Raw genomic sequence first — 23954 nt, forward strand, 5'->3', positions numbered from 1 at the left:
TGATGTCCGTTGAGATACTTGGTCGTGGAGTGGATCACCACGTCCGCTCCGTGCTCCAGCGGCCGGAAGTTCACCGGGCTCGCGAAAGTAGAGTCCACCACCAGCGCGACCCCCTCGCTCTTGGCCAGATTGGCGAGGGAGCTCAGGTCCAGCACGCGGCAGGTGGGATTCACCGGCGACTCCACGAAAATTGCGCGCGTGGTCTGCCGGAGCGCGCGGCGCCAGGTGCGCGGCGACAGCGGATCGATGAGTGTGACTTCGATCCCCATCCCGGCAAGCTCCTGCGTGAAGAGCTTGTGCGTGCCGCCGTAGATCCACGAGCTGGAGAGCAGGTGATCACCCGGCCGGAGGAGCGCGAGCATGGCGCACGCCGTGGCACCCATCCCGCTGGACAGCGCGACGGCGGCCTCCGCACCTTCCAACATCGCCAGCCGGCGCTCCACCAGCTCGATGTTAGGCGTGTTGCCGTAGCGGGTGTACTTGAGACCCTCAGAGGTCCCGATTTCCTGGACAAAGCTTACCGACTGCGTGATCGGCGTGACTACAGGGTCGCCCGGCGAGAGGTGTGGCGCGCCGCCGTGTACCGGAATGGTGGGACGTCTCATGCGAGCGTACGTTTTGGGGAGTCGAGGTCCGGCTTCACGACCCGGATCTGTTCGGACAGGACGACACCCGCAACGTCGCGCAGCGCGCAGGAGTACTCCGGGATCGAGTCGTCGATCATCAGTTCAGCCAGCGTCTGTCCGCGAGGTGCCTGAATCCATGCGAGTTCGCCGTCGGTGAGCAGACGCAGCTTGGCATCCGCGCTGCATATACGTATCTGTGGACCGCGCTCCGGCTCTCCGCGGCGCGTGCCGACATACTCGATTACGCGCAACTCCGGCTGAAAGCTGGCAAGGCTCGGCGGAGCCGCCGATTTGAAAAAGCGCATTAGTGCGTGACTGCGATGTATGAGTTGGTATCGGCCTCGTGGGAGACGAGCGACATCCCGTGCCGTTCCAAAACGACGTCAATTGCTTCGATGTGCGACTCGCTCAGCCCGCTGAAGACGAACCCCGGTGCGGTGCTGATACGCTGCATCACCAGCTTGGCCACGATCTCGTCCGCGCAGGAGAAGTCCATCATCCCCACGCGGGAGAAGTCGATCACTGTCACCACGGCGTCGCCGCTGCTCTCGATCTGTGCTTCAATGAACGAGCGCACAGCCACTCCCGTCGGTCTCGTGACAAGGTTTGAAAATCTCTCAGATACAGCCTGGCGAAGTACGCTGCTCACATCGATATGGTTTTTCATCATCCGTCGACCCGCTCCGGAATGGTGACCTGAATCTGTGAGCCTGGGAACTGCGGCAGCTTCTCACGCAGCGGAACGTCCTCGTCCCAACCTGGGACGATCGCGAGACGCGCGGTGCCACTTCGAACCGAAAACTTGCCATCCCACTTCGCGATGAAGCGGCGCACACCGGCGAGTCCCTGACCGCGGCCCGGATCTCTGAAACGGCTCACACCGCGCATTACCGCCTCTTCCAGGGCCATGCCGTCGTCCCACCGGTCGGAGCGCGCTGGGCGTCCCTGGGCCGATTCCAGTGACTTCCTGAAGCCGATCCCCGCGTCACAAACGGCGATCACCACCACGCGGCGTCCAAGACGCTTCTGCCATCGGTACGTCTGCACCGCAACCCAACCACCGCGACCCGCATGCTCAACAATGTTCTGGCATGTCTCGGAAAGCGCCATAGTAAATCGCATCGTGGCGGCTGCATCCAGCTTGAGCTCGTTCATCAGAATGGCCTGCGCCTTTTGCTGAACGCGGTCTACCACGATATGAACGTCATCGCTCCCCGCGACAGGGGTGATCTCGAGCAGGACCGTGGACTCGTTCTGGCGTGTACGGGGCACGCTCCCCTTGAGATCGAACAGGTCGGCCGCGTGCTTGAAGAAACCGGTGCGTCCCCAGTACGAGGCCGTATCGTCTGCTTCGGGTACCGCGAGCCCTGGCCGGCTCATTCTCGTCTGCGCCAGCGTGAGCAGGGCGGTGAGGCCGTACGGCGAAGCCCAGCGCGTGTGCCGGGCGTCCAGGAGAACTTTGTCGTCTGGCTGGAGCCGTGACAGCGGCTCGAGGATCTGCTCAAACGTGGCGTCGTCCAACGAAGGTGGGACGGTTATTACGGTCGTCACGCTAGAGTGAGCTCTCCCCTGAGATAGCTGGCGAGGCCGGTGGCCCCGCGGTGATCAACGTTTCGCGCCGCGGCGCGCATCGCGGCAGTAGTCGCGTTGCCTAACATATCACCTGCGAGTAGCCGCGCGAAGTAGGTCGCGCCCCAAACATCGCCGCAGCCCGTGGGATCTCCGCCTGCGCCGTTCCTGATTGGCTCCGCCGGCACGCGCGCGGTGCGGATGGCGCCCCCAATTGCTCCGGCCGCCTGCAATAGCATCTGCTTCACATCGGACAGCTGTTCGAAGCCCGGCGCGGCGAAATAGACAATTCCTTGCGGTCCCATGGTCACGTTTATCACACTCACTCCACCCGCCATCGCCGTGGCGGCGAGCGCGAGCGAGTCGGGGGCGAGCAGCTGCATCTCATCCTCATTCACTTGCAGCAGATCGAAGCAGTGCATCCACCCCGCTACGTTAAGAATTGGCGCGGGAACGCGCAGCCCCTCGGAATTCACCGCGAGCACCAGAGAGTGCAAGTCGCAGTAGATGGGACCGCTGAAGTGCTGCCGCACCAGCTGTACGGTTTCGAGATCCAGCTCGAAGCCGCTGATGAGGTTGATGTACAGGGCATCCAGATTGCGGAGCAGAGGTTTGAGGCCCAGCCAGTGCCAACCTGGAATGCCGCCGGTGAGCTGCTCCGTCCGGCGATCGCTGCTCATATATCGCAGCGTCACGCGGTTGTTGGGATACGCCACCTCGATCAGCGCTGCATCCGGTGCGATGCGCTTCAAGTTCCGCAGCCACTCACGTGCGGGCTGTGCCAGATCGCTGCCCACCTTAATGACCGGAACGATCTCCCAATCATCTTCCAGTGCTGCATCCAGCGCCGCGAGCGCGTACGTGATGCCGCCCCACTCCTCGACCGGAGCCTGGGATGGATCGCGACCGTGGATCTCGTCCCACACAAACGTACCGATCACGCCGACGCGGCGCCGCTGGGGCGCGGTCACCCGCGTGGACGTTGGCGCGAGGCTATCAAATTGATCCCAACACCTGCTGCTTGAACGTTGCGACCGCTCCAACCACGCCGGCCGAGACGGGGAGCTGGCCCAGCACGATACGGCATGCCTCGACCGCCGGTTTGAACGCGCGTCGCTTCACCTCTGCGCAGAGCGGGTCCATCAACGCCTCCCCTGCCTGCGTCACGCCACCGGCGAGTACCACGGTGTCGGGGTTGAAGATGTTGATCAGATTGGAGATGCCGGTTCCGAGGAAGCGCGCGGTGTCGCGCACCACGCCACGAGCAACGGGATCGCCCTGCCGCGCGGCCTCGTACACCACATGCGCGGTGAGCGCCGACATGTCGCCGTTGACGAGCGCGAGTATCCCCGGACTCGGCTCGCTCTCCATCGCCTCGCGCGCGCGTTCGGCGATGGCTGGCCCCGAGCAGTACGCTTCCAAGCAGCCGTCATTGCCGCACTTGCACCTACGGCCGTTCGATTCAATTGAAGTGTGCCCAATCTCACCCGCCGCATCGGACGCGCCGTGATACAGCCGCCCATCCAGAATGAGGCCACCACCGATCCCGGTGCCGAGGGTCATACCGATCACGTTGCGGCCGCCGCGGGCCGCACCGCACCACCATTCTCCCAGTGTGGCGCAATTCGCGTCGTTGTCCAGCGTTGCGCGCATGGAGACGCGGCTGCTGACCTCGTCGCGCAGCGGATAGTCACGCCAGCCGAGGTTGGGCGTAACGATCACCACGCCGCGCTCGCGATCCAGCGGACCGGGTGAGCCGATCCCGACGCCCAGGATGTCGTCTCGCTCCGCTCCTGTGTCACGCATGATGTCGGCGACGACCGCCTCGACCATGCTGGCAATGCGGTCGGTCACACTATCCGCGCCCCCGCCCGACAGGGTCGGAAGTGTGCGCATCCCGATCTCGCGGCTGCCGTCTACCGGCATGGCACCAACAACGATGTTGGTGCCGCCCAGATCGACGCCGACGATGAATTGCTCGCGACTCATCGATCCCGTTCCTGCAACGCGCCCTGCACCATCCCCGCGGTGATAACCGATCTCACCATGTCGTTCACCTCTTTGGGTGTAATGTCGTTCATGCAGCGCCAGTGCCGGAGCGGACAGCTCCGGGGTCCGTGCCGATCACAGGGCCTGCACGCGAGGTCATCGAGACCAACGGTGCGCGAGCCCGGCGCCAGCGGCCCAAAACCGAACGAAGGGACCGTTGGACCGAAGATGGCAACCGTCGGCGTTCCCATCGCGGATGCGAGGTGCTGCGGTGACGAGTCGTTTGTGACCAGCGCCAGAGATCGCCGGATGATCTCCGCGGACCCCAGTAGAGACAAGTTACCAGCACCGTCAATGACTCGCGCGGGTGCGACGAACCGCTTGATGTCGGCCGCGGCGTCAGCATCGCCAGGCCCGCCAATAATCGCGATATCGTAATCTTCGCCTAGGAGCCCACATAATTCACCAAACTTGGGCCAACGCTTGGTCGCCCAGACACTCCCCGGCGCGACCGCGACGAATGGCCGCTCCTGCCCGAGTAGTAACGCATCGACCGCAGCAATGTCGTCGGCCGTCGGATACAACCGCGGCCGGATCGCGTCGTCACCGTTTCGGTGATGATCATGTAGGGGCGACCGGCGGTCGCCCTCTCCGGATGCGATCGCGTTCTGCGCCGTTGCCGTTACGCAATCGCCCGCCAGCGATAAGAGCCGTCGCGCATGATGCCAGTCATCGCGGTATTCCACGCGCTCGCTACACAACCAGGCGCCTGCAGAGCTGGCAAAGCCAACACGAGTGGAGCACCCTGCCGCAATAGCGAGCGCGGCGCTCCGTGTGGATCCCTGCGCGAGGTAAGCGCGCGTAACAGCACCAGCGGCCCGAGCGGCGCGCGCGACGCGGAGAAAGCCAGCCGGACCGGTATCATCCTGGCGCTTGTCGTACACGATTAGTCTCGCCACCGCCGGGTGCGACGCGAGCAGTGTCGCGCCAACGGGCGTTGTGACCACATCCACGTCGCCGTCCGCTGCCAGCCGCGCCAGCAGTGGCGTGGTGAGAATTACGTCACCGATGAAGCTCGTCTGCACAACGAGCGACCGCACGGATCAGTCGACCTGCAGTACGGCCAGGAACGCCTCCTGCGGGATCTCGACCGATCCGACCTGCTTCATCCGCTTCTTTCCTTCCTTCTGCTTTTCCAGCAGCTTGCGCTTACGGCTGATGTCGCCGCCGTAGCACTTGGCCAGCACATCCTTGCGCAGCGGCTTGACCGTCGTGCGCGCGACGACCTTGGCGCCGATGGCAGCCTGGATCGCGACCTCGAACAGTTGCCGCGGAATGAGATCCTTGAGCTTGTCCGCGATCTTGCGCCCCCAGTCGTACGCCTTGTCGCGATGGATGATGACGGAGAACGCGTCCACCGGCTCACCGTTGATCAGCATGTCCAGCTTCACCAGATCACTGCGCCGGTACTCCAGCATCTCGTAATCGAGCGACGCGTAGCCGCGGCTCACGGTCTTGAGCCGATCGAAGAAATCGAGGATGATCTCCGCCAACGGGAACTCCCAATCGAATTCCACACGAGCCTGATCGATGTACGACATGTTCTTGTACACGCCACGCCGCTCCGTGCCAAGCGTCATGATCGGCCCGATGTACTCACTCGGCGTAACGATGCGTGCCTTGACGTACGGCTCATCCACCCATTCGATCACCGCGGCCGGCGGCATGCGCGACGGATTCTCGATGAGTTCGATCTCACCGTCGGTGTGCTTCACATGATATTCCACGCTCGGAACCGTGGTGACCAGATCCAGCGTGAACTCGCGCTCCAGCCGCTCCTGCACGATCTCCATGTGCAGCAGCCCGAGGAAACCGCAGCGGAAGCCGAAGCCCAGGGCGGCGGAGTTCTCGGCCTCGAAGACCAGAGATGCGTCGTTCAGCTGGAACTTATCCAGCGCCTCCTTCAAATCTTGATAGCCATCAGACTCAGTCGGAAAAATGCCCGCGTAGACCATGGGCTTCACCGCCCGGTAGCCGGGCAGAGGCCCCGCGGCCGGGTGACGCTCGTCGGTGACCGTGTCGCCCACCCGGGCTGAGTTGACGTTCTTGATGGCGGCTGTCAGGTAGCCGACCTCGCCGGTCGTCAGCACCCGGCCGGCGTGCATGCCGGGAGTGAACCAGCCCACCTCGTCCACCTCGTGCACAGTGCCCGTGTTCATCATGCGAACCTTCATGCCCGGTCGGATCTCACCGTCGACAACTCGCACATAGACGATGACGCCCCTGTAGGCGTCGTAGTGAGAGTCGAAGACGAGCGCGCGCAGCGGCTTCGCCGATTCGCCAACAGGTGGCGGCACCTGCGAGACTATCGCCTCCAGGATGTCGTCGATGCCTATGCCCTGCTTGGCGGAGGCGAAGATAACGTTTGCGCGCTCGATACCGGTGACCTGGACGACCTCCTCCGCCACCAGGTCCGGCTGAGCGGCGGCGAGGTCGATCTTATTCACCACCGGGACTATGTGCAGGTCTGCCTCCACAGCCTGGTAGAGGGTGGCCAGCGTTTGGGCCTCAATGCCCTGAGCGGCATCCACCACCAGGAGCGCGCCTTCACAGGCGGCCAGTGAGCGAGAGACCTCATAGGAAAAATCCACGTGACCCGGCGTGTCAATCAGGTTCAGCTCGTAAACCTGGCCGTCGGCGGCCTTGTAGCCCATCCTGACGGCCTGCAGCTTGATGGTGATACCGCGCTCGCGTTCCAGGTCGAGCGTGTCCAGATGTTGATCGGTGAGCTCCCTGCGACTGACAGCCCCCGTCTTCTCTAAGAGTCGATCGGCCAGCGTGGACTTGCCATGGTCGATGTGCGCGATGATGCAGAAGTTGCGGGTCAGGGACTGCGGCACCGGCTCCATGCTAGTTGAGATTCATGGATACATATGGCACGGCCAGCGACACGGTTCGGCGATGACGAACGCCATCCACAACACGACTCCTTCGGACCCGCGGAGTATCAACTATCACCGTCCGAGCGGCGTGCTCGTTGGCTCACCCCAACCGAGCGCTACAACGGAACGCCGTTCACCGATCTCGGCTTCCAGCATCCCCGCCTTGGCGCAACTCAACCTTGGCTCGAGGAGGTCATGCATGCTGCCTAAAGCTGCGCTATATGTGCCCGGGAACTTCAACTCGCTCGGTTCCAACCCACAGAGCCGGGACGGCACAGTGCCGCCAGGGCTCGTTCGCCTTGCGGCTCTATGCCGGCGTCAGGCTCGCTGGTTTCGTGGCCACCGCCCAGTTATTGAGCCCCGCCTCGAAGTAGCCGAGGCGGATGCAGTCCGTCGGAAAGCCGGCCTGGACCAGGATCTCCCGGATCTCTCGGTGACCGTAGGTCTTGTGGTGTTCGTCGATCTCGTCCTTGCTGAGCAGGCCCACCCGAGCCATCCAGTTGAGAAGGTGAAACGTCCTGCGCGCTGGCGTCGTCATGATGTACTGACCGCTCGGCTTGAGCAGGCGATGCACCTCGCGTAGCACCTTGAGCAGGGTGTCGTCTGAGAGGTGCTCGAACACAGCCAGCATGGTCACCACCTCGTACGAATGGTCGGCATAGGGCAGCCGCGCATCCTGCTCCACGTCGTGGTCCAAGAGGCACACTCCGTGTGCCGCCCACTCTGCTTGCACCTCCGCCGGGATGCGGTCCAAGCCGACCCGATCGCCGAACTTGGCCAAGCTCAGGAAGAGGGGATAGGTGCCGCAGCCGATGTCCAGAATCCTGCCCCGGCGGTGGGCGGGCGAGATTAGACGCTCTGCGCGCCGCATGCGCTGGCGAGCCAGGAAGCCCTCCAGGAGGCCGTGGCCGCGGGTGACCCGCGTCGCGGAAGGCGCGCTGAGCTTTGCATCTTCGGCCACGATTCCTGGCCCCAGCCTACCGGTCCCAGGCTGCCTTAATAGCGGCCGGCGTTGAGCGGCCTAGGCTGACCGGAAAGCCGGCGTCCGCAGCCACTTGCTCCGGAGCCGCCTGCAGGACGGGCCCGACGGCGCCCATCGAGTTGCTCGCCGCCATTGCCGGCGCGCCCGCCACATCGCGGAGAAAGGTATCGAGATAGCGCTGGTGATCGTTAATCCGGGCCGGGTGGCCGTAGAGCAGCGTCCGCCCGTGGCCGCGCAGGTCGGGGGCCAGTATCCTTGGTTCTCGCTCAGCGCCGCGCCGGCCGCCAGCTAGTTCTTGGCGCACCTTCAACCTTGGCTCGAGGAGGTCATGAATGCTGCCGAAGCTGTGCAATAAGTATCCAGGAACTTCTGCCAGTGCCCGGTCAGAGTCGAGCGTCATCTTGAGCGCGACCGAGTTGACAAGCACTAGTGTGAACGCCTAGAACGGAGAGACCGGTTTTGCCGACAGCTGTGCAGGTCGACACCAAGTAAGGGAGGATCGCTGATGGACGAACGCGGAAACACAGAGCGGGACGAACCACTCGCTGGGCACCTGGGAGGCACGCCGGGCGAGCGGCCGGAGTCACTCCCGGGCGTAGGCGCCGAACCTGCCACCACCGGCGAGACACCCGCAGGGCATCTGGGAGGCACGCCCGGTGAGCAGCGCGAGCCACTCTCGGGAGACGTTGGGGCGAGATCGTCACAGCTTGAGGTGCCGCCCGGGCGGGCAGCAGCGGCGTCTGTCGATGAGGCAGGGGTGCGATCGGCGGGTAGGGCCACGCACGCACCCGGCGGGCTCCTCAGTGGCATCTTCGGCGATGCGCTGGCCGAGTTCTTCGGCACCCTCTGCCTGATCGCGTTCGGCGACGGCGTTGTCGCGGTGGCAGTCGCCGCATTGAACCAGTCGGGCCGTGGCGCCAACAACTTTCTCTCCGCCGGCGACTGGCTCCTGATCACCTGGGGTTGGGCCCTGGCGGTGACCTTCGGCGTCTACGTTGCCGGCGGCGTGACAGGTGCCCACATCAATCCTGCAGTCACCCTCGCCTTCACTCTTCGTGGTGACTCGCCCTGGTCCAAGCTGCCGATCTACTGGCTGGCCCAGGTGGCCGGCGCGTTCGTCGGCGCGGCGCTGGTGTTGCTGGTCTACCACGACGCCATCTCCAGCTTCGAGAACGCCAAGCATGTCGGTCACGCGGGGACTTTCGGCATCTTCGCCACCTCCCCCGCTCCCTACTTCAACGGCGGTTGGTTCGGACCGCTGGTCGATCAGATAGTCGGCACTGCTTTCCTGCTAATCTTCGTCGCCGCCCTGGGCGACCGGCGCAACCTGGCCCCCAAGAGCAACCTCACTCCATTGCTGGTGGGTCTGGCAGTGGCCGCCATCGGCATGTCTTACGGTCCCAACGCCGGCTACGCGATCAACCCGGCGCGTGACTTCGGTCCCCGTCTTCTGGCCTTCGTCGCCGGCTGGGGCGACAGCGCCTTTCCCGGCGTCAACGGCTACTTCTGGATCCCGATAGTCGGTCCGCTCATCGGCGGTCCGGTGGGGATCTTCGCCTACGAGTTCCTGATCCGGCGGGTTCTCGTCGCCCGCGGTGTGCTGGAGGCGACCGACTGATGCCAGTGCGCTCCAAAGCTCGCCCGGCAGCCAATACGCGGGAAGGGAGGCGGACCATGCCTAAGTACGTCGGCGCTGTCGATCAGGGGACCACCGGGACCCGGTTCATGGTGTTCGACCACGGAGGCGGCGTCGTCGCCAGCGCCTATGCCGAGCACAAGCAGATCACCCCCGAGCCGGGCTGGGTGGAGCACGACCCGATGGAGGTCTGGCGCAACACCCAACAGGTGACCAAGAAGGCGCTCAGCAGCGCCAAGCTCAAGGCGTCCGATCTGGCCGCCATCGGCATCACCAACCAGCGGGAGACGGCCGTCGTCTGGGATCGGAAGACGGGCGAGCCCATCCACAACGCCATCGTCTGGCAGGACACTCGCACCCGCCAGCTCTGCGAAAAGCTGATCGACGCGGGCGTCGAGCCGCTGGTCAAGCAGAGGACAGGGCTGGTGGTGGCCACCTACTTCTCAGGTCCCAAGGTGAGCTGGATGCTCGACAAAGTGAAGGGGGCCCGCAAGCGGGCGGAGAATGGCGAGCTGGCCTTCGGCACCATGGACAGCTGGGTCATCTGGTGGCTGACCGGCGGCCCCAATGGGGGCGTCCACATCACCGACTACACCAACGCCTCCCGCACGATGCTGATGGACCTGAGGAAGCTGGACTGGGACGATGAGCTGCTGGGCAAGCTCGGGGTCCCGCGCGCCATGCTGCCGGAGATCCGGCCCTCCAGCGATCCCGAGACCTACGGCATGACGCGAGCCGACGGCCCGGTCGGCGGCGAGGTCCCGGTGGCCGCAGACCTGGGCGACCAGCAGGCGGCTGTGTTCGGCCAGACCTGCTACAACGTCGGCGAGGCCAAGAACACCTATGGCACTGGCAATTTCCTGCTGCTCAACACAGGGACCAAGCCGGTCCCCTCGAAGAGCGGCCTCCTCACCACGCCCGCCTACGGCCTGGGCAAGGGCAAGGCTGTCTACGCGCTGGAGGGGTCGATCGCCGTCACCGGCGCCGCCATCCAGTGGCTCCGCGACAATCTCGGGCTGATCAAGAACGCTCCGGAGTGCGACAGGCTCGCAGAGCAGGTCGAGGATTCCGGCGGCGCTTACTTCGTGCCCGCCTTCTCTGGTCTCTTCGCTCCCCATTGGGACATGTACGCCCGCGGCGCTTTGGTCGGGCTGACCGGCTACGTCGACAAGCGCCATATCGCCCGCGCCACGCTGGAGTCGATCTGCTACCAGAGCCGGGATGTGGCCGACGCGATGGAGAAGGACTCAGGCGTCAAGCTCACAACCCTGAAGGCCGACGGCGGGGCCACCAAGAGTGAGCCACTGATGCAGCTGCAGGCTGACATCCTGGGCACGCCTGTAGTCAGGCCGACAGTGAACGAGACGACCGCGCTGGGGGCGGCTTACGGTGCCGGCCTGGCGACCGGGTTCTGGGCCAACCTCGACGAGCTGCGTAAGAACTGGAAAGCTGACAAGACCTGGGAGCCTCGCTGGAGCAAGGACCAGCGGGAGAGCGGCTATGCCAACTGGCAGCGAGCCGTGCAGCGCACTCGGGATTGGGTCCAGCGGGACGCTTCACCTGCGAAGACACGATCGCGCAAGACAGCAGCCAAGCCTGCAAGCAGGAGAGCCAAGAAGTAGATCGGCCGGCAGGGGAGGCGCGCCTCCCCTGCCCTTCAGACCTGTCTGCCAGGCCAACCTTGACGAGCTGCGTAAGAACTGGAAAGCTGACAAGACCTGGGAGCCTCGCTGGAGCAAGGACCGGCGGGAGAGCGGCTATGCCAACTGGCAGCGAGCCGTGCAGCGCACTCGGGACTGGATCCAGCGGGACGCTTCACCTGCGAAGACACGATCGCCCAAGACAGCAGCTAAGCCTGCAAGCAGGAGAGCCAAGAAGTAGATCGGCCGGCAGGGGAGGCGCGCCTCCCCTGCCCTTCAGACCTGTCTACCAGTCAATGGACCTCATGCTGACAGTGCGGCCGGTTGGTCGGCCGTCACGCAGCTGACGCGCTGTGGGAAAGGGCTGTGCCGGCCGGACGACCCGACGCCGTTTGGGCGGCAGCGGTTGGGGCGCTCCTTAAGTCCATCCTGCGGTGTTAGTATCTCGGCCACCAAGGAGCGGCCTCTCGCGCCTCCAAATCGGCAAATCCATCACTCAGGAAGAGACATGACACGAAATTCCCCTCGACTGGGACGGATCCCTTCAATTCTCACGTTCTCTCTGGCGGCCTTGGTCCTGGCCGCGGCCTGCGGCGGGGGCGGCGGTCAGCAGAACAGCGGCGGCGGCTTCAAGGGGACCAAGAAGGTCGGCTACTCCGGCGCGTTGACAGGCCAGTCCGCCCTCTACGGCAAGGCCGTGAGCCAGACGCTCAAGCTTGCGATGGACGACCTCAACGCCAAGGGCGGTGTCAACGGGTACAAGATGGAGCCGGTCATCTACGACGACGGCACCACCGTCGACAAGGCTACGGCCAATGCCCGGCAGCTCATCCTGCAGGACAACGTCCAAGCCCTGTTCGGACCGGTCACCTCCGCTCAGTGCCAGGCCGCCTCGCCGATCGCAAAGCAGAACAAGACCCTGTTCCTGGCCGCCACCTGCAACACCTACCAGCTGACCACCGAGCCAGACCTCATTAATCCCTACTACGTCTCGGTCGTGCCGAACACCTACATGGAGGGGACGGCCGCCGGTCGCTTCGTGGCCAAGCTGGGCTCGAAGCGCATCTTCATCGTCTCGCCCAAGTACCTGTTCGGCGTTTCTGAGACGAACGCCTTCGTTGCCTCCCTGAAGCGCGCCAACCCCAGCGCGCAGATCGTCAACCCCGAAAGCACCTGGTACGTCCCCTTCCCCACCAACCCGCGCTGGGACTCGACGATCAACGCCATCCAGTCCTTCAAGCCCGACCTGATCTACACGAACATCTTCGCCGCCGATGAGATCAACTTCGTCCAGCAGGCGCAGCAGGTGGACCCAGACTTCTTCAAGAAGTATCCCTTCGTCGACCTTTCAAGCGTGGATGAGCTGCGGGCCCTCGGCAACGCCTACCCCCTCGGCATGCACCTCTACATGCGGGCACCGTTCTTCGCCATCAACAACCAGCGCATGAACGACTTCGTGAAGCGCTACAAGGAGCGCTTCAACGAGGAGCCCTCGGATTGGGCGGTGCTGGACTACGACGCGGCCATGATGTGGGGGCAGGCCGCCAACGCGGCCAAGAGCTTCGACGCCGACAAGGTGATCAAGCAGATCGTGGGCCACTCGTTCCAGAGCCTGCGCGGCTACAGCTTCACAATCCGCGCCGGCGATCAGCAGGCGGACGTCGGGGAGACGATCGGCACCACCGCCGACAGCGGGGGCAAGTACAAGTTCCCCATTCTGAAGGACACTCAGAACCTCAAGGGCTCGGATCTCATCATGCCCAAGCAGCTGATGCAAGAGCTGCGCGACGGCAAGTGCGAGAAGGACGGCAACCCCACGACCACCGACTTCGCACTCTGCCCTTCGTGGAAGCAGGGCTAACAGCGATCGCCGAAGGGAGGTAGGCGCGTGAGCGGCGGTCAGCTCCTCCTCTTCGTGGTGGGCGGGCTGTCGAACGCCGCCTACCTCTTCATCGTGGCCGCCGGGCTCTCCCTAGTCTTCGGAGCGCTGCGGGTCATCAACATGGCCCACGGCTCGCTCTACATGATCGCTGCCTTCGTGACGGTGGTGGTCGCCAACCAGCTCGGCCTCACCCTTGGCTTCTGGGGCGGGCTGGTCGTGGCGGTGATAGTGACGGGCCTCGTCGGCGCGCTGATCGAGGTGGTGGTCCTGCGCCGCGTCTATGGGGAGGAACACCTGGTCCAGCTGCTGGCCACGTACGCGCTGACTCTGGTCATCGCCGGAGTGGTGCGGACGGTCTTCGGCGCAAACTACCGAACTGTCAAACCACCCGCCGCCATCAACTTCTCAGTCACGCTGGCGGGCAACAGCTACGCCGCCTACTCCTTCTTCATGATCGGCGCCGCCGTTGTGATCGGAACCGGCGTCTACGTCCTGATGTACCGGACGACCCTCGGCCGCAACATTCGGGCGGCCGTCTCCGATCCCGAGCTGCTGAGCGCTTCGGGAGTGAACGTGGCCCGGCTCTACACAGTCGTCTTTGTCATCGGAGCGGCGCTGGCGGCGCTGGGCGGCGCGATCGTGGCGCCCAGCCAGGCGGTCAACGCCAGCATGGACACCGATGTGCTGGTCCTGGCCTTTGCTATCAGCGTGATCGGCGGCCTGGGCAGCATCATCGGCTCGCTGGTGGGAGCGCTGATCGTGGGCGAGGTGCTGTCGTTCGGGCTTCAGAACCAGTACACGAATCCCTACGCCATCGCTTTCGTCTTCATCATCATGGTCATCGTCCTGACCATCCGCCCCTGGGGTCTCTTCGGTAAGGCCGAGCAGACCTGATGCGGGTCCTGGAGCGCCGCCACTGGCGCTGGCCGGCTGCCGGCATCCTGATCGTGGGGGCGCTCCTCGTGCCGCCTCTGGCCGGCCTGGGCGAGCAGCTCAACCCCGACTCGAGCGCCAAGTTCCCCATCTTCCTGGGCACCTCGGCGCTGGTCCTGTCGCTCTGGGCGATCTCCTACAACCTGATGCTTGGCTATGCGGGGATCGTCTCCTTCGCCCACGCCGCCTACTACGGCGTGGGCGCCTACACCGTGGCAATCCTGTTTCAGCGCTATCACGTGCCGGTGCTGGCCGGGCTCGCCCTGGCGCCGGTGGTGGCGGCGCTGGTCGGCTTCTTGAGCGGCCTGGTCGCGCTCCGCGCGGTGCGCCTGTACTTCTCCCTGCTGACGCTGGCCATCTCGCAACTGCTCTACGCCATCGCCTTCAACTGGTACTCGGTGACAGGTGGTGACAACGGCATCCACGGTTTGGAGCTGCCTGACTTCCTGAGCGACTACTCGATCCTCTACTACTTCGTCGCGGCCGCCGTCGGTGTCTGCTTGGTGCTGATGTTCAGCCTGGTCCGCTCCCCCTTTGGTGCGGCGCTGCTGGCGATCCGCGAGAACCGCGAGCGCGCCCGCTCGGTCGGCATCAACGTGCGCGCCTACGAACTGGCCGTCTTCACGATCGCGGCCGCGTTCGCCGGCATGGCGGGCGGCCTCTACGCTCTGTTCGAGCAGCAGGCCTATCCGGAGCAGTTGTACTGGACGGCCAACGCTCAGCCGGTGGTGATCGCGCTCCTGGGTGGCATCGGCTCGTTCTTGGGTCCGGCGCTGGGCGCCTTCATTTACACGGAGCTCGACAACCAGCTGAGCAAGAACTTCGCGTATCAGTTCGACATTCTCCTGGGCGGCATCGTGCTGGCCGTGGTGCTGCTGGCCCCAGGCGGCTTTGCCTCCGTGCCCGATCTCATCGGCCAGCTCCGCCGACGCTTCTCGCGCCAGGCCGAAAGCGCCGTTGCTGAGAGCTCCGGTCACGCGATCGAAGCCAGCGATCCCGGGCGGGCGGCCCGCATCAAGGCGATCCAGGCAGATCGCTTACCAGCCGACACGCGCGAGCCGCTGCTCGTCATCGAAGGGCTCTCCCGCCACTTTGGTGGCTTGCGTGCCGTCTCAGGGGTGAACCTCACTGTTCACGCGCGCGACCGCCACGCCATCATCGGCCCCAACGGCGCCGGCAAGTCGACCCTGTTCAATCTCATCACCGGGCATCTCAAGCCCACCACCGGCCGGGTCAGGTTCGGCGGCCGGGACATCACCGGCAAGCCGCCGCACATGATCGCCAAAGCGGGCATCGGCCGAACCTTCCAGATCACCATGATCTTCCCGAAGCTGACGGTGCTGCAAAACCTGCAGTACGCGATGCTGGCTCACCGGGGCCGCACCGTGCGCCCGTTCGGGCGGGCGGATCGCATGTACCGCGATGAAGCTCTAGACCTGCTTGCCGCCGTGGGCCTGGGCCCCTACGCCGAACTGCCGGCAGGCCTTCTCTCCCATGGTGACCAGCGCGCCATCGAGCTGGCCATCTCCCTCGCCCTCGGTTCCCGGCTGGTGCTGCTGGACGAGCCAACGGCGGGCATGTCCGCCTTCGAGACGCAGAAGGCCATGGAGCTTGTCCGGCGGGTGGCGCAGGAGAAGAGCCTGACACTGCTCTTCTGCGAGCACGACATGGAGGTCGTCTTCGGCACGGCGCAAACGGTGACTGTCATGAACCAGGGGCAGGTCTTGACCCAGGGGCGGCCGGAGGAGATCCGCAACGACCCGGAGGTGAAGCGCGTCTACTTGGGTGAGCTGGAGGAAACGGCGTGATCGTGGACCCGGCCCCGGCGCCACCAGCGACGGCGGGCGCGACCATGCCGGCGCTGCAGGTCCGCCAGCTCGACGTCCGCTACGGCAAGAGCCACGTGGTGTTCGATCTCGCCGTGGAGGTGGCCCGCGGCGAACTCCTCGCCTTGCTCGGCCGCAACGGAGCCGGCAAGACCACCGCCATCCTGGGCATCGTCGGCCTCGTGCCGGGCGCCTCGGGCTCGGTCTACGTCTCCGGCCGCTCAGTCTCCAAACTGCCCAGCTACCGCCGGACCAAAGGCCACGTGGCCTACGTGCCGTCGGGAGCCCGTTGCTTCCCCAACCTCACGGTTCAGGAGAACCTGGAGCTGACCGCCCGGCCTGCGGCGGGGGGCTGGACGCTCGCTCGCGTGTTCGAGCGCTTCCCAAAGCTAAGAGAGCTGCGCTCGAACCAGGCTGGCGGACTCTCCGGCGGTGAGCGCCAGATGCTGGCGGTGGGCCGGGGTCTCATGAGCAACCCGACAGTACTGCTGCTCGACGAGCCCACCGAAGGGCTGGCGCCGGTTGTCGTTCAGGGGCTGGGCAGCCTCTTGCTCGACCTGAAGCGAACGGGCATGGGAATCCTCCTGGCGGAGCAGAACCACCGCCTCGCACTCCGGGTGGCCGACCGTGCCGCATTCATCGAGAAGGGCCGCATCGTGGCCGAGATGCCGGCCGCCGAAGCCCGCGGCAGTGACATCCTCCACCGCATCCTCGGCGTCTGAGCGCCAGCCCTTCCCGCGATGGGAGGCCCTCGGCTAGCACTCTTCGAGGAGCGGGTGGACGCGGGCCAGTTCCACCTGCCGCTCGCGATGATAGTCAGCGTCAAGGGCCGACCCGAAAAGGCGCTCATCCCTGGCCACCCTCAGCCGTGCCAGCGTCGTCAGCGCGTGCACGCCGTCTTTCCAGGTCAGCTTCTTGCCCTCCTCCCGGCTCCGAGCGTAGTAGCGGATGGGCACCTCATGAATGCGATAGCCCAGACGCAGCACCCGAGCGGTTATGTCAGGCTCGATGTCGAAGCGATGGCCGCTCAAATTCAGCCGCTTCCACAACTCGGTGCGGAGCACCTTGTAGCCGGTCTCCATATCGCCGATGTAGGCGTCGAACAGAAGATTCGAGGCCAGTGTGACGAGCCGGTTGCCCATCACGAACCAGTAGCTGTAGGCCGTGTGGGCGCCGAAACCGCGCACACCGTACACCACGTCCGCTCGCCCCTCCACCAGCGGCGCCAGGAGCTCACCGTAGTCGCGCGGGTCGTATTCCAGATCGGCATCTTGGACCAGCGCGAACGGCAGACGCAGCTCGGAGATGGCACGCCGAAGGGCCAGGCCCTTGCCGCCATTGACCTCCTGCCGCAACGCCTTCACCCGGGAATCATGACTGGCGATCTGCTGTAGGAGCTGCCAGCTCCGGTCCTGGGAGCCATCGTCGACAGCTATCACTTCACCGACCTCAGGCCGCTTCAGCACGTGCTTGAAAACGGTCTCCAAGGTGCGCTCCTCGTTGTAAATAGGCATCATGACGCTCAGCACGCCGTGAGAACTGATTTCGGCCACGAGCGACACATTAGCAAGAACCCCCCTCTCGGCGGGTCAGCCCCGGACCGGTCCCAGCCAACGCGGCTGAGCCTGGGTCACCGCCTCCGCTGGCTCGTCGGCCTCGTGGCTGCAAGCTCACTGCTGACCGCTTGGCTGGCAGTGCCTGTACCGTTCTCGGGCCGGGTCCGGGACGCTGAGGGCAAACCCATCGCAGGAGCATCGATAACGCCCCACGGACCGGCCGCGGACCTGGCTCGCAGCGATTCCGGCGGCACGTACCGCGCCGGCACCCACGCATGGCCTCTCGGCCTGCCCGCGCAGGTTCGGGCCGACGGCTTTCAGCCAGCCGAGACCCGGGGCGGAGAGGTGGTTCTGCACCGCTGGCCCCAGTTGATGGGTGTGGTCGTGGACGAGATCGGCGACCCAGTGCCGGATGCCGACCTGACCCTCACGGCTCAGGGCCGCAGCTGGCGCACAAGCGCCGACAGCGAGGGTCGCTTCGCCCTCTTCCTGCCGATCAGTGGGGACAGCGTGCAGGCGACGGTCGGAGCCCTAGGCCATGAGGGCTGGTCAGGCAGCGCCGTCCTCCAGCTCGACCGGGAAGCGACGCTCGCGCCGAAGCTGGCGCGGCAGCTGGGCACGTTGACCATCATTACCGATCCCGCCGGCGTCAACCCCCTGATCGACACCCGGCATCTCGATTCCTGCAAGGCAACGCCCTGTCAGGTTTCGCTGCCCGTCGGCTACCACACGGTGTCAGTTGACGATCCGGTCTTTGTGCCCTGGTTGGCGAGCGCCAGGCTGGCGAAGGACGGCGCCGTGAACGTGGCCGCCACCCTGGTCCGCAGGCTCGGCCGGCTGAAGGTGAACGTGCCAGGCACCGGCGAGCTGGCGTTGGACGGCAGTCAGATCGGCACAGGGGCTTTCAACGCGGATGTCGTCACTGGCCAGCACACACTCACGTACCGCTCAGCGGCCACCTGGCCCTACCGCGCGGACGTCCAGGTGCAGTGGCAGCAGGCGACCGAGGTGACGCTGGGGCCGCATCCCGTGACTCCTGGGGACTCAGGCACCTTCCTGACCGAGCTGCAGGCCTACCTGACGGCCACCGGGGGAACCTTCGGCGTTTACCTCGAGCAGCTGAGCAGCGGGCGGACGCTCGCAATCGACCAGGACGCCAGCATGGAGGCCGCCAGCGTCATCAAGATTCCCGTGGCTCTCTACCTTCTGAGCCAAGTCGACGCAGGTCAGGTGAAGCTGAGCGACAAGGTCAAGCTCGAGGCCAAGGACTTCATGGGTGGTACAGGCATTCTGTATGGGTCAGCCAAGGCAGGCGACGAGATCCCCTATCAGGACCTACTCGCCGACCTCGTCCGGCAGAGCGACAACACAGCCTGGCAGGCGCTGCAGCGGGTGCTGGACCCGGCCAAGATCGACGGCTTTGCCGCTGCCCAGGGCGCGCCTGACTGCCATCAACTCAGCGACCAGTGCACAGCCCGGCAGGCCGGCCAGCTGCTGAGCAAGCTTGGCCGGGGCGGCCTGCTGAGCGGTGATTCCACCGACCGCCTGATCCAGCTGCTGGAGACGACAGTCTTCAACGATCGGATCAACTACTACCTGAGCGGCGTCAGCATCGCGCACAAGATAGGCATCGACGGCAACGTGATCAACGATTGCGGCATCGTGTACGCCGCCACTGGCGCGTTCACCATCTGCGTCTTCACCCGGACGGCCGACCAGCCGACAGGCATCCAGGCGATCCGCGACATCGCCCGCGCCGCCTACCGCTATAACAGCCACTGACGCCGACCACGCCCACCGCCTCCTCCCCGTCAGCTCAGCGCCAGCGTCAGGCCAACCAGCGCCGCGGTGTCCGCTCTGAGGTTGCGCGGTCCCAGTGACAGCGTGCGGCCGGCGGCCACCTGCCGCTCTTCCGGGGTCCAGCCGCCCTCCGGTCCGATGAAGAGCGTCGCGCCGTCTGGTAGACCGTGCATCGGTTCACCGGACATGTCGAGCAGGTAGGGCTCGGCAGCTTCCCGCCAGGCGGCGGCGAGGCGGACGGGTGCGCTCACCTCCGGCACCCGGAGCCGGCCCGCGAGCATGGCCGCCTCACGGCAGACGGACGCCCACCGCTCAGGACGCCCGCCCCTCCCCATGCTCCTCAACGCGGCGACAAGACGGAAGGCGCTCGCCCCCGCCTCCGTGCAGCGGGACAGCACCAGATCGAGGCTGCTGGCCGGCAGCACCGCGACGGCGAGTGTGATTTGCCGCTCAGGCTCCGGTCGGTGCGGCCGCTCCTCCTCCACCCAACCGGTGACCAGGGTTGCAGTGACGGCTTCAAGGCGGACTTGCAGCAGGCGCCCCACCGGCTCCACTACTGCGATCACCTGTCCGGGGCGGGCGCGAAGCGAGGTTGCCAGGTGCCGAGCGTCGGCTCCACTGATGCTCACCTGGTCGCCGTCGCGCTCGGCGAAGAAGTGGGGCATCAGCCGCCGATGCAGCGCTCTCGCAAGCGGGACAACGTGTCGAGCGCTCTTGTCAGACGCTCGCGGTTGGCGGGGTCGTTAAGCCAGCGCGAGGTTCCAGAGGGATGCGGCAGCGGCAGCAGCACAGGATTGGAGCCAAACGCCTGACCGACCCTTTCGTCCAGAGGCGCAGGTCCCAGAAAGCGCCCAGCCGCCAGCTGCCCGACCAAGAGCACAGCTCGCGGGCGGACCAGCTTCAGCTCCGCCTCGAGCCAATGGGAACAGTTGCGGATGGCTGCCGCGGGAGGTGGCCGGTCGCCGCTGCCGGAGGCGTTGGGGCCGGGGAAGCAACGCATGATGGCGGCGATATAGGTGTGCCGGCGGAACTCCTCGCCGGAGCTGAAGCGGGCGCGCAGCATCCAGCGCTCCAGCTCCCGGCCAGCGCGACCCATGAAGGGCCGATGCAGACCGTGCTCCACAGGACCGGGCGCCTGGCCGATGAGGAAGAACTCCGCATCGCGCCGGCCCTCGAAGATTGGTTTCGCCTCGGCGACGAGGCCCTGATCGGCGCAGATCCGGCAGGTTGAGCAGGCAGCCTGGAGATCGCTAAGCTCGTCAGTCATGGTCCGCTTGGGGCTGATCGGGGACACCCAGGGAAGGTACAGCGTGGATCGGCTGCTCGGCTTCGTGGCCAGGCAGTTTCAGGACGTCGACGAGATCTGGCATGTCGGTGACTGGCAGGAGGAGCGGATTCTCGAAGGCCTGCGGGCGCTCGCCAAGCCGCTGGAAGTCGTCAACGGCAATGCGCCCGACGATCCGCGTTTCCCCATGATCGTCAGGCGCCGCCTGGAAGGATTGGAGCTGGGCATGGTGCACCGCCCGCCCAAGCCTGGTGATGCCTGGGTGGAGGAGTGTGACATCGTCATCCACGGCCATACTCACCGCTGGCGAGACGAGATGGCAGGGCGCACCCGCTTCATCAACGTCGCCACTCCCACCGCGAGCTTCAGCCAGGAGCGCACGCTGGGCATCCTCACCTTGCAGGCCGGCACCGCGGAGCTGAAGCGGAAAGTGGTCAAGCTCGCCTGACCGCAGACTGGCTCGGACACGGCTGCTCAGGAGGCAACCGCGGCGGCCACCTGACAGGCCCTTCCTACAATCGAGAGGCGTATGCCCATCCCCAGCCAGCAACAGGTCCTATCAGCTCTAGCCACCATCATCGACCCGGATCTCGGTCGGGACGTGGTGACGCTGGGGATGATCAAGGATCTCCAGATCCAGGACTCAGGTCGGGTCGACTTCGTCTTTGAACTCACGACTCCCGCCTGCCCGGTGCGCGACCGCTTCAAGACCATGGCTGAAGAACGAGTCGGCGCTCTGCCGGGCGTGTCAGGAGTCGGCGTCAAGATGACCGCCAACGTCCGCTCCCCGGTTCGGGACCGGCAGGGGCAGCAGCTCTTGCCCGGCGTGAAGCAGACGATAGCCGTGGCCAGCGGAAAGGGCGGCGTCGGCAAGTCCACGGTCGCTGTGAACCTGGCCGCGGCCCTCGCCAAGTCAGGGGCCGCGGTGGGGCTGCTGGACGCGGACATCTACGGTCCCTCGGTTCCCGGGCTGACCGGCGCCCTGGAGCAGCCCCAACTCGTGCAGGTTCTCGGGCCCGACGGAGAAATGCAGCAGAAGCTGAAGCCGCTCGAGGCCTGGGGGCTGAAGCTGATGTCGATGGGCGTCCTCGCGGGCTCGGACAAGGCGATGGTCTGGCGCGGGCCGATGGTCTCGCGCGCCATCGAGCAGTTCATGTCCGATGTGCACTGGGGCCAGCTCGACTACCTGATCATCGACCTTCCGCCAGGCACCGGCGACGCCTCCCTCACTGTGGCGCAGCGCATCCCCTTGAGCGGCGTCGCCATAGTGGCGACACCGCAGGACCTGGCTCTCGACATAGCCGTGAAGGCGCTGCAGATGTTCCGCACGCTCAACGTGGCCCCACTCGGCCTGATCGAAAACATGAGCTGGTACGTCTGCCCCAGCTGCGGCCATGAGCATCACCCCTTCGGTCACGGCGGGGCCGAACGGGCGGCGGAGCGGTTGAGCGTGCCCTATCTGGGCTCCATCCCACTCGACGGCCAGATTCGCGAGGAGGCCGACCGCGGCGCTCCGATCGTGGTCGCCCAGCCGGATTCGGTGGGTGCCCGAGCTTTCAGTGCGATGGCCTCCCAGATCGCGGCCCGCACATCAGTTCAGTCCTTCCGCAAGCTGCCCGTCCTCAACGTCCGCTAGTTCTAGGCTTCTGGGCCTGAACTCACCTGATCCGTATCCCGTCAGCGTCGATCTAATCCGGGCTGACAACCGGCTGGAGATCAGCTGGGAGGACGGGGCCCGCAGCGCCTACGCGGGGGCCGCGCTGCGCTGGGCCTGCCCCTGCGCCGACTGCCGGGGCGAGGCGGGGCTGCCCGGCCGTCTCGACCGGATCCAGGACCTACCAGCAGATGAGATGCGGCTGAGCAGTGTGGAGCTGGTCGGCCACTACGCGCTGCAGCTCGGCTTCGCCAGCGGCCACGCGACAGGCATCTACACGTTCCGGCACCTGCGCTCATTGGCCCCGGGCCCATAGGCGTGTAGCCGGCCAGCCCCAGGCGCGTCAGGCGGTCGCGGTGGCGCGGTCCCGGAGGCGGTCCAGGTACTGGGACGCGCCGACGGCGGCGGTGGTCCCGTCACCCACTGCCGTGGCGATCTGCTTGGTGAGCTGGGCGCGCACGTCGCCCACCGCCCAGATGCCCGGGATCGAGGTCTCCAGATCCCGGTTGGTGATGAAGTAGCCGATCTCATCGTGCTCGGCGTGCGGTCTCAGGAGATCTGAGTTGGGCAGAAAGCCTACGAAGATGAACACGCCGCCAACCGGCAGTTCCTTGCGCTCGCCGTTCTGGAGGTAGCGCACCCCGGTCACCTGGGCCTCGCCGATGATCTCCTGCAGCTGAGCTTCCAGGATGAACTCGATCTTGGGATTCGAGCGGGCGCGGTCCTGCAGTACTGGCTGAGCGCGGAATTCAGACCGGCGGTGGATGACATACACCTTGGAGGCGTAGCGGGTGAGAAAGTCAGCCTCCTCCAGCGCCGCGTCGCCGCCGCCCACCACCGCCAGTTCCTGGCCCTTGAAGAAGGCGCCGTCGCAGACCGCGCAGTAGGAGACGCCGCGGCCGGCGAACTCCGCCTCGCCCGGGACCTCGAGCTTGCGGGGCAGACCGCCGGAGGCCAGGATCAACGCGGGCGCTCGAACCTGGCCGCCATCCTCCAGGCGGACGATCTTGCGCTCACCTTCCACATCGACTTCGGTGACCTGCTGGAACTCGCGCAGGTCCAGACCGAACTTGCGCGCGTGCTCACCCATCTTGGCCGCCAGCTCATGGCCGAGGATCGACTCGAAGCCTGGGTAGTCCTCGATCAGCTCAGTGTTGAGAAGCTGACCGCCCAGCGGGCCGCGATCCAGCAGCACTGTGCGGAGGTTCATGCGGGCCGCATAGAGGCCGGCGGCGAGCCCTGCCGGGCCACCGCCAACGATGGCGAGGTCGAAATCTTCGGTCACGCTTATTCCAACCACCCAGTCCTGACAGCGATTCCCCGTCGCCCCGCAGGCGCTAACCGAGCTGGAACTGCACCCCATAACCGCCGCGGGGCGTCTGGCAGAGGATGTTGTCGTACGGACAGCCGATCGCACAGGCGCCGCACTCGATGCAGTTGCCGAAGCTGACTATCGTCTGCTGCTTCTCTTCGTCCCACTCATAGACGCCGGCCGGACAGAAATAGTTGCAGTACTTGCCTGAGCACTTGTCCCGACAAACGTCCTGATTGGCGATCTCGATGTGAGGGTGGCCGCTGTCTTCCACATAGCGGTTCTTGAACAGCTTGTCGGTCAGCTTTTCGGTCACGGCGCC

The 23954-nt window shown here is 65.6% G+C and carries 25 protein-coding genes; 10 read left to right on the forward strand and 15 right to left on the reverse strand.

The window, feature by feature from the left end:
• The 10 genes from ACR2MZ_RS03890 to ACR2MZ_RS03935 all read right to left on the reverse strand — a co-directional run.
• On the reverse strand, positions 1–605 hold a 605-nt coding region (locus ACR2MZ_RS03890; RefSeq protein ID WP_434003756.1), incomplete at its 3' end, for a trans-sulfuration enzyme family protein.
• Positions 602–931: a molybdopterin dinucleotide binding domain-containing protein gene (locus ACR2MZ_RS03895; RefSeq protein ID WP_434003757.1), complete on the reverse strand. Its 330-nt coding sequence runs from the start codon at positions 929–931 to the stop codon at positions 602–604. The genes ACR2MZ_RS03890 and ACR2MZ_RS03895, both read right to left, overlap by 4 nt.
• Entirely contained in the window at positions 931–1209 is a 279-nt protein-coding gene (locus ACR2MZ_RS03900; RefSeq protein ID WP_434003758.1) for a hypothetical protein, read from the reverse strand. Before ACR2MZ_RS03900 ends, ACR2MZ_RS03895 begins: the two co-directional genes overlap by 1 nt.
• An 83-nt stretch (positions 1210–1292) precedes the next feature.
• Positions 1293–2147 carry an ATP-binding protein gene (locus ACR2MZ_RS03905; protein ID WP_434003759.1) on the reverse strand — a complete coding sequence of 285 codons (855 nt, stop codon included), beginning with the start codon at positions 2145–2147 and terminating at the stop codon, positions 1293–1295.
• 26 nt (positions 2148–2173) lie between these two features.
• Positions 2174–3166 carry a hypothetical protein gene (locus ACR2MZ_RS03910; RefSeq protein WP_434003760.1) on the reverse strand — a complete coding sequence of 331 codons (993 nt, stop codon included), beginning with the start codon at positions 3164–3166 and terminating at the stop codon, positions 2174–2176.
• A gap of 25 nt (positions 3167–3191) precedes the next feature.
• Positions 3192–4184 (reverse strand): ROK family protein, encoded by a 993-nt coding sequence (locus ACR2MZ_RS03915; protein ID WP_434003761.1) that lies wholly within the window; start codon positions 4182–4184, stop codon positions 3192–3194.
• Complete coding sequence (locus ACR2MZ_RS03920; RefSeq protein ID WP_434003762.1) at positions 4181–5269, reverse strand: glycosyltransferase family 9 protein; 1089 nt, start codon at positions 5267–5269, stop codon at positions 4181–4183. Before ACR2MZ_RS03920 ends, ACR2MZ_RS03915 begins: the two co-directional genes overlap by 4 nt.
• 18 nt (positions 5270–5287) lie before the next feature.
• Complete coding sequence (gene lepA / locus ACR2MZ_RS03925; protein ID WP_434003763.1) at positions 5288–7093, reverse strand: translation elongation factor 4; 1806 nt, start codon at positions 7091–7093, stop codon at positions 5288–5290.
• A 340-nt stretch (positions 7094–7433) separates the two neighbouring features.
• Entirely contained in the window at positions 7434–8087 is a 654-nt protein-coding gene (locus ACR2MZ_RS03930) for a class I SAM-dependent methyltransferase (RefSeq protein WP_434003764.1), read from the reverse strand.
• Between the two features lie 16 nt (positions 8088–8103).
• Positions 8104–8535, reverse strand: a complete 432-nt coding sequence (locus tag ACR2MZ_RS03935; RefSeq protein WP_434003765.1) for an alpha/beta fold hydrolase — start codon at positions 8533–8535, stop codon at positions 8104–8106.
• A gap of 330 nt (positions 8536–8865) precedes the next feature.
• Between ACR2MZ_RS03935 and ACR2MZ_RS03940 the strand changes: the two genes are divergently transcribed.
• From ACR2MZ_RS03940 to ACR2MZ_RS03965, 6 genes are all read left to right on the forward strand, one after another.
• Positions 8866–9726 carry an MIP/aquaporin family protein gene (locus ACR2MZ_RS03940; RefSeq protein ID WP_434003797.1) on the forward strand — a complete coding sequence of 287 codons (861 nt, stop codon included), beginning with the start codon at positions 8866–8868 and terminating at the stop codon, positions 9724–9726.
• A 56-nt stretch (positions 9727–9782) separates the two neighbouring features.
• The gene (glpK, locus tag ACR2MZ_RS03945; protein WP_434003766.1) at positions 9783–11366 is read left to right on the forward strand and encodes a glycerol kinase GlpK; all 1584 of its coding nucleotides are present in this window, start codon (positions 9783–9785) and stop codon (positions 11364–11366) included.
• A gap of 526 nt (positions 11367–11892) precedes the next feature.
• Positions 11893–13245, forward strand: coding sequence for an ABC transporter substrate-binding protein (locus ACR2MZ_RS03950; RefSeq protein WP_434003767.1), 1353 nt, complete (start codon positions 11893–11895; stop codon positions 13243–13245).
• A 27-nt stretch (positions 13246–13272) separates the two neighbouring features.
• Positions 13273–14160 carry a branched-chain amino acid ABC transporter permease gene (locus ACR2MZ_RS03955; RefSeq protein WP_434003768.1) on the forward strand — a complete coding sequence of 296 codons (888 nt, stop codon included), beginning with the start codon at positions 13273–13275 and terminating at the stop codon, positions 14158–14160.
• A complete protein-coding gene (locus ACR2MZ_RS03960) occupies positions 14160–16007 on the forward strand; it encodes a branched-chain amino acid ABC transporter ATP-binding protein/permease (RefSeq protein ID WP_434003769.1) in 1848 nt (615 codons plus the stop codon). The genes ACR2MZ_RS03955 and ACR2MZ_RS03960 overlap by 1 nt, the downstream gene beginning before the upstream one ends.
• Entirely contained in the window at positions 16004–16747 is a 744-nt protein-coding gene (locus ACR2MZ_RS03965; protein ID WP_434003770.1) for an ABC transporter ATP-binding protein, read from the forward strand. Before ACR2MZ_RS03960 ends, ACR2MZ_RS03965 begins: the two co-directional genes overlap by 4 nt.
• Before the next feature lie 33 nt (positions 16748–16780).
• On the opposite strand, the gene ACR2MZ_RS03970 is transcribed toward ACR2MZ_RS03965, so the two are convergent.
• Positions 16781–17578, reverse strand: coding sequence for a glycosyltransferase family 2 protein (locus tag ACR2MZ_RS03970; RefSeq protein ID WP_434003771.1), 798 nt, complete (start codon positions 17576–17578; stop codon positions 16781–16783).
• A gap of 105 nt (positions 17579–17683) precedes the next feature.
• Here ACR2MZ_RS03970 and ACR2MZ_RS03975 point away from each other — a divergent pair, with 105 nt between their 5' ends.
• Positions 17684–19363 (forward strand): serine hydrolase, encoded by a 1680-nt coding sequence (locus ACR2MZ_RS03975; RefSeq protein WP_434003772.1) that lies wholly within the window; start codon positions 17684–17686, stop codon positions 19361–19363.
• A gap of 29 nt (positions 19364–19392) precedes the next feature.
• Here the strand turns inward: ACR2MZ_RS03975 and ACR2MZ_RS03980 are convergent, their stop codons facing one another.
• Both ACR2MZ_RS03980 and ACR2MZ_RS03985 read right to left on the reverse strand, forming a co-directional pair.
• Positions 19393–20046, reverse strand: coding sequence for an RsmE family RNA methyltransferase (locus ACR2MZ_RS03980; RefSeq protein WP_434003773.1), 654 nt, complete (start codon positions 20044–20046; stop codon positions 19393–19395).
• Positions 20046–20648 (reverse strand): uracil-DNA glycosylase family protein, encoded by a 603-nt coding sequence (locus tag ACR2MZ_RS03985; RefSeq protein ID WP_434003774.1) that lies wholly within the window; start codon positions 20646–20648, stop codon positions 20046–20048. Before ACR2MZ_RS03985 ends, ACR2MZ_RS03980 begins: the two co-directional genes overlap by 1 nt.
• Between ACR2MZ_RS03985 and ACR2MZ_RS03990 the strand changes: the two genes are divergently transcribed.
• From ACR2MZ_RS03990 to ACR2MZ_RS04000, 3 genes are all read left to right on the forward strand, one after another.
• Positions 20647–21114 carry a metallophosphoesterase family protein gene (locus ACR2MZ_RS03990; RefSeq protein ID WP_434003775.1) on the forward strand — a complete coding sequence of 156 codons (468 nt, stop codon included), beginning with the start codon at positions 20647–20649 and terminating at the stop codon, positions 21112–21114. The two genes, ACR2MZ_RS03985 and ACR2MZ_RS03990, sit on opposite strands and share 2 nt — an antisense overlap.
• Before the next feature lie 81 nt (positions 21115–21195).
• The gene (locus tag ACR2MZ_RS03995; RefSeq protein ID WP_434003776.1) at positions 21196–22302 is read left to right on the forward strand and encodes an Mrp/NBP35 family ATP-binding protein; all 1107 of its coding nucleotides are present in this window, start codon (positions 21196–21198) and stop codon (positions 22300–22302) included.
• Positions 22226–22636 (forward strand): gamma-butyrobetaine hydroxylase-like domain-containing protein, encoded by a 411-nt coding sequence (locus ACR2MZ_RS04000; RefSeq protein WP_434003777.1) that lies wholly within the window; start codon positions 22226–22228, stop codon positions 22634–22636. The genes ACR2MZ_RS03995 and ACR2MZ_RS04000 overlap by 77 nt, the downstream gene beginning before the upstream one ends.
• A 27-nt stretch (positions 22637–22663) precedes the next feature.
• Here the strand turns inward: ACR2MZ_RS04000 and trxB are convergent, their stop codons facing one another.
• Positions 22664–23605 (reverse strand): thioredoxin-disulfide reductase, encoded by a 942-nt coding sequence (trxB, locus tag ACR2MZ_RS04005; protein ID WP_434003778.1) that lies wholly within the window; start codon positions 23603–23605, stop codon positions 22664–22666.
• Between the two features lie 52 nt (positions 23606–23657).
• Entirely contained in the window at positions 23658–23948 is a 291-nt protein-coding gene (locus ACR2MZ_RS04010) for a ferredoxin family protein (protein WP_434003779.1), read from the reverse strand.
• Positions 23949–23954: the final 6 nt, after the last annotated feature.

The organism is Candidatus Dormiibacter sp. (genome assembly GCF_050999135.1).
Lineage (GTDB): Bacteria > Chloroflexota > Dormibacteria > Dormibacterales > Dormibacteraceae > Dormiibacter > Dormiibacter spiritus.

Bases quoted from the DNA above. Each gene is read 5' to 3' on its own strand.
- ACR2MZ_RS03895 (WP_434003757.1), bottom strand. From the start codon at position 931: ATGCGCTTTTTCAAATCGGCGGCTCCGCCGAGCCTTGCCAGCTTTCAG.
- ACR2MZ_RS03915 (WP_434003761.1), bottom strand. From the start codon at position 4,184: ATGAGTCGCGAGCAATTCATCGTCGGCGTCGATCTGGGCGGCACCAAC.
- lepA (WP_434003763.1), bottom strand. From the start codon at position 7,093: ATGGAGCCGGTGCCGCAGTCCCTGACCCGCAACTTCTGCATCATCGCG.
- glpK (WP_434003766.1), top strand. From the start codon at position 9,783: ATGCCTAAGTACGTCGGCGCTGTCGATCAGGGGACCACCGGGACCCGG.
- ACR2MZ_RS03950 (WP_434003767.1), top strand. From the start codon at position 11,893: ATGACACGAAATTCCCCTCGACTGGGACGGATCCCTTCAATTCTCACG.
- ACR2MZ_RS03960 (WP_434003769.1), top strand. From the start codon at position 14,160: ATGCGGGTCCTGGAGCGCCGCCACTGGCGCTGGCCGGCTGCCGGCATC.
- ACR2MZ_RS03980 (WP_434003773.1), bottom strand. From the start codon at position 20,046: ATGCCCCACTTCTTCGCCGAGCGCGACGGCGACCAGGTGAGCATCAGT.
- ACR2MZ_RS03990 (WP_434003775.1), top strand. From the start codon at position 20,647: ATGGTCCGCTTGGGGCTGATCGGGGACACCCAGGGAAGGTACAGCGTG.
- ACR2MZ_RS03985 (WP_434003774.1), bottom strand. From the start codon at position 20,648: ATGACTGACGAGCTTAGCGATCTCCAGGCTGCCTGCTCAACCTGCCGG.
- ACR2MZ_RS03995 (WP_434003776.1), top strand. From the start codon at position 21,196: ATGCCCATCCCCAGCCAGCAACAGGTCCTATCAGCTCTAGCCACCATC.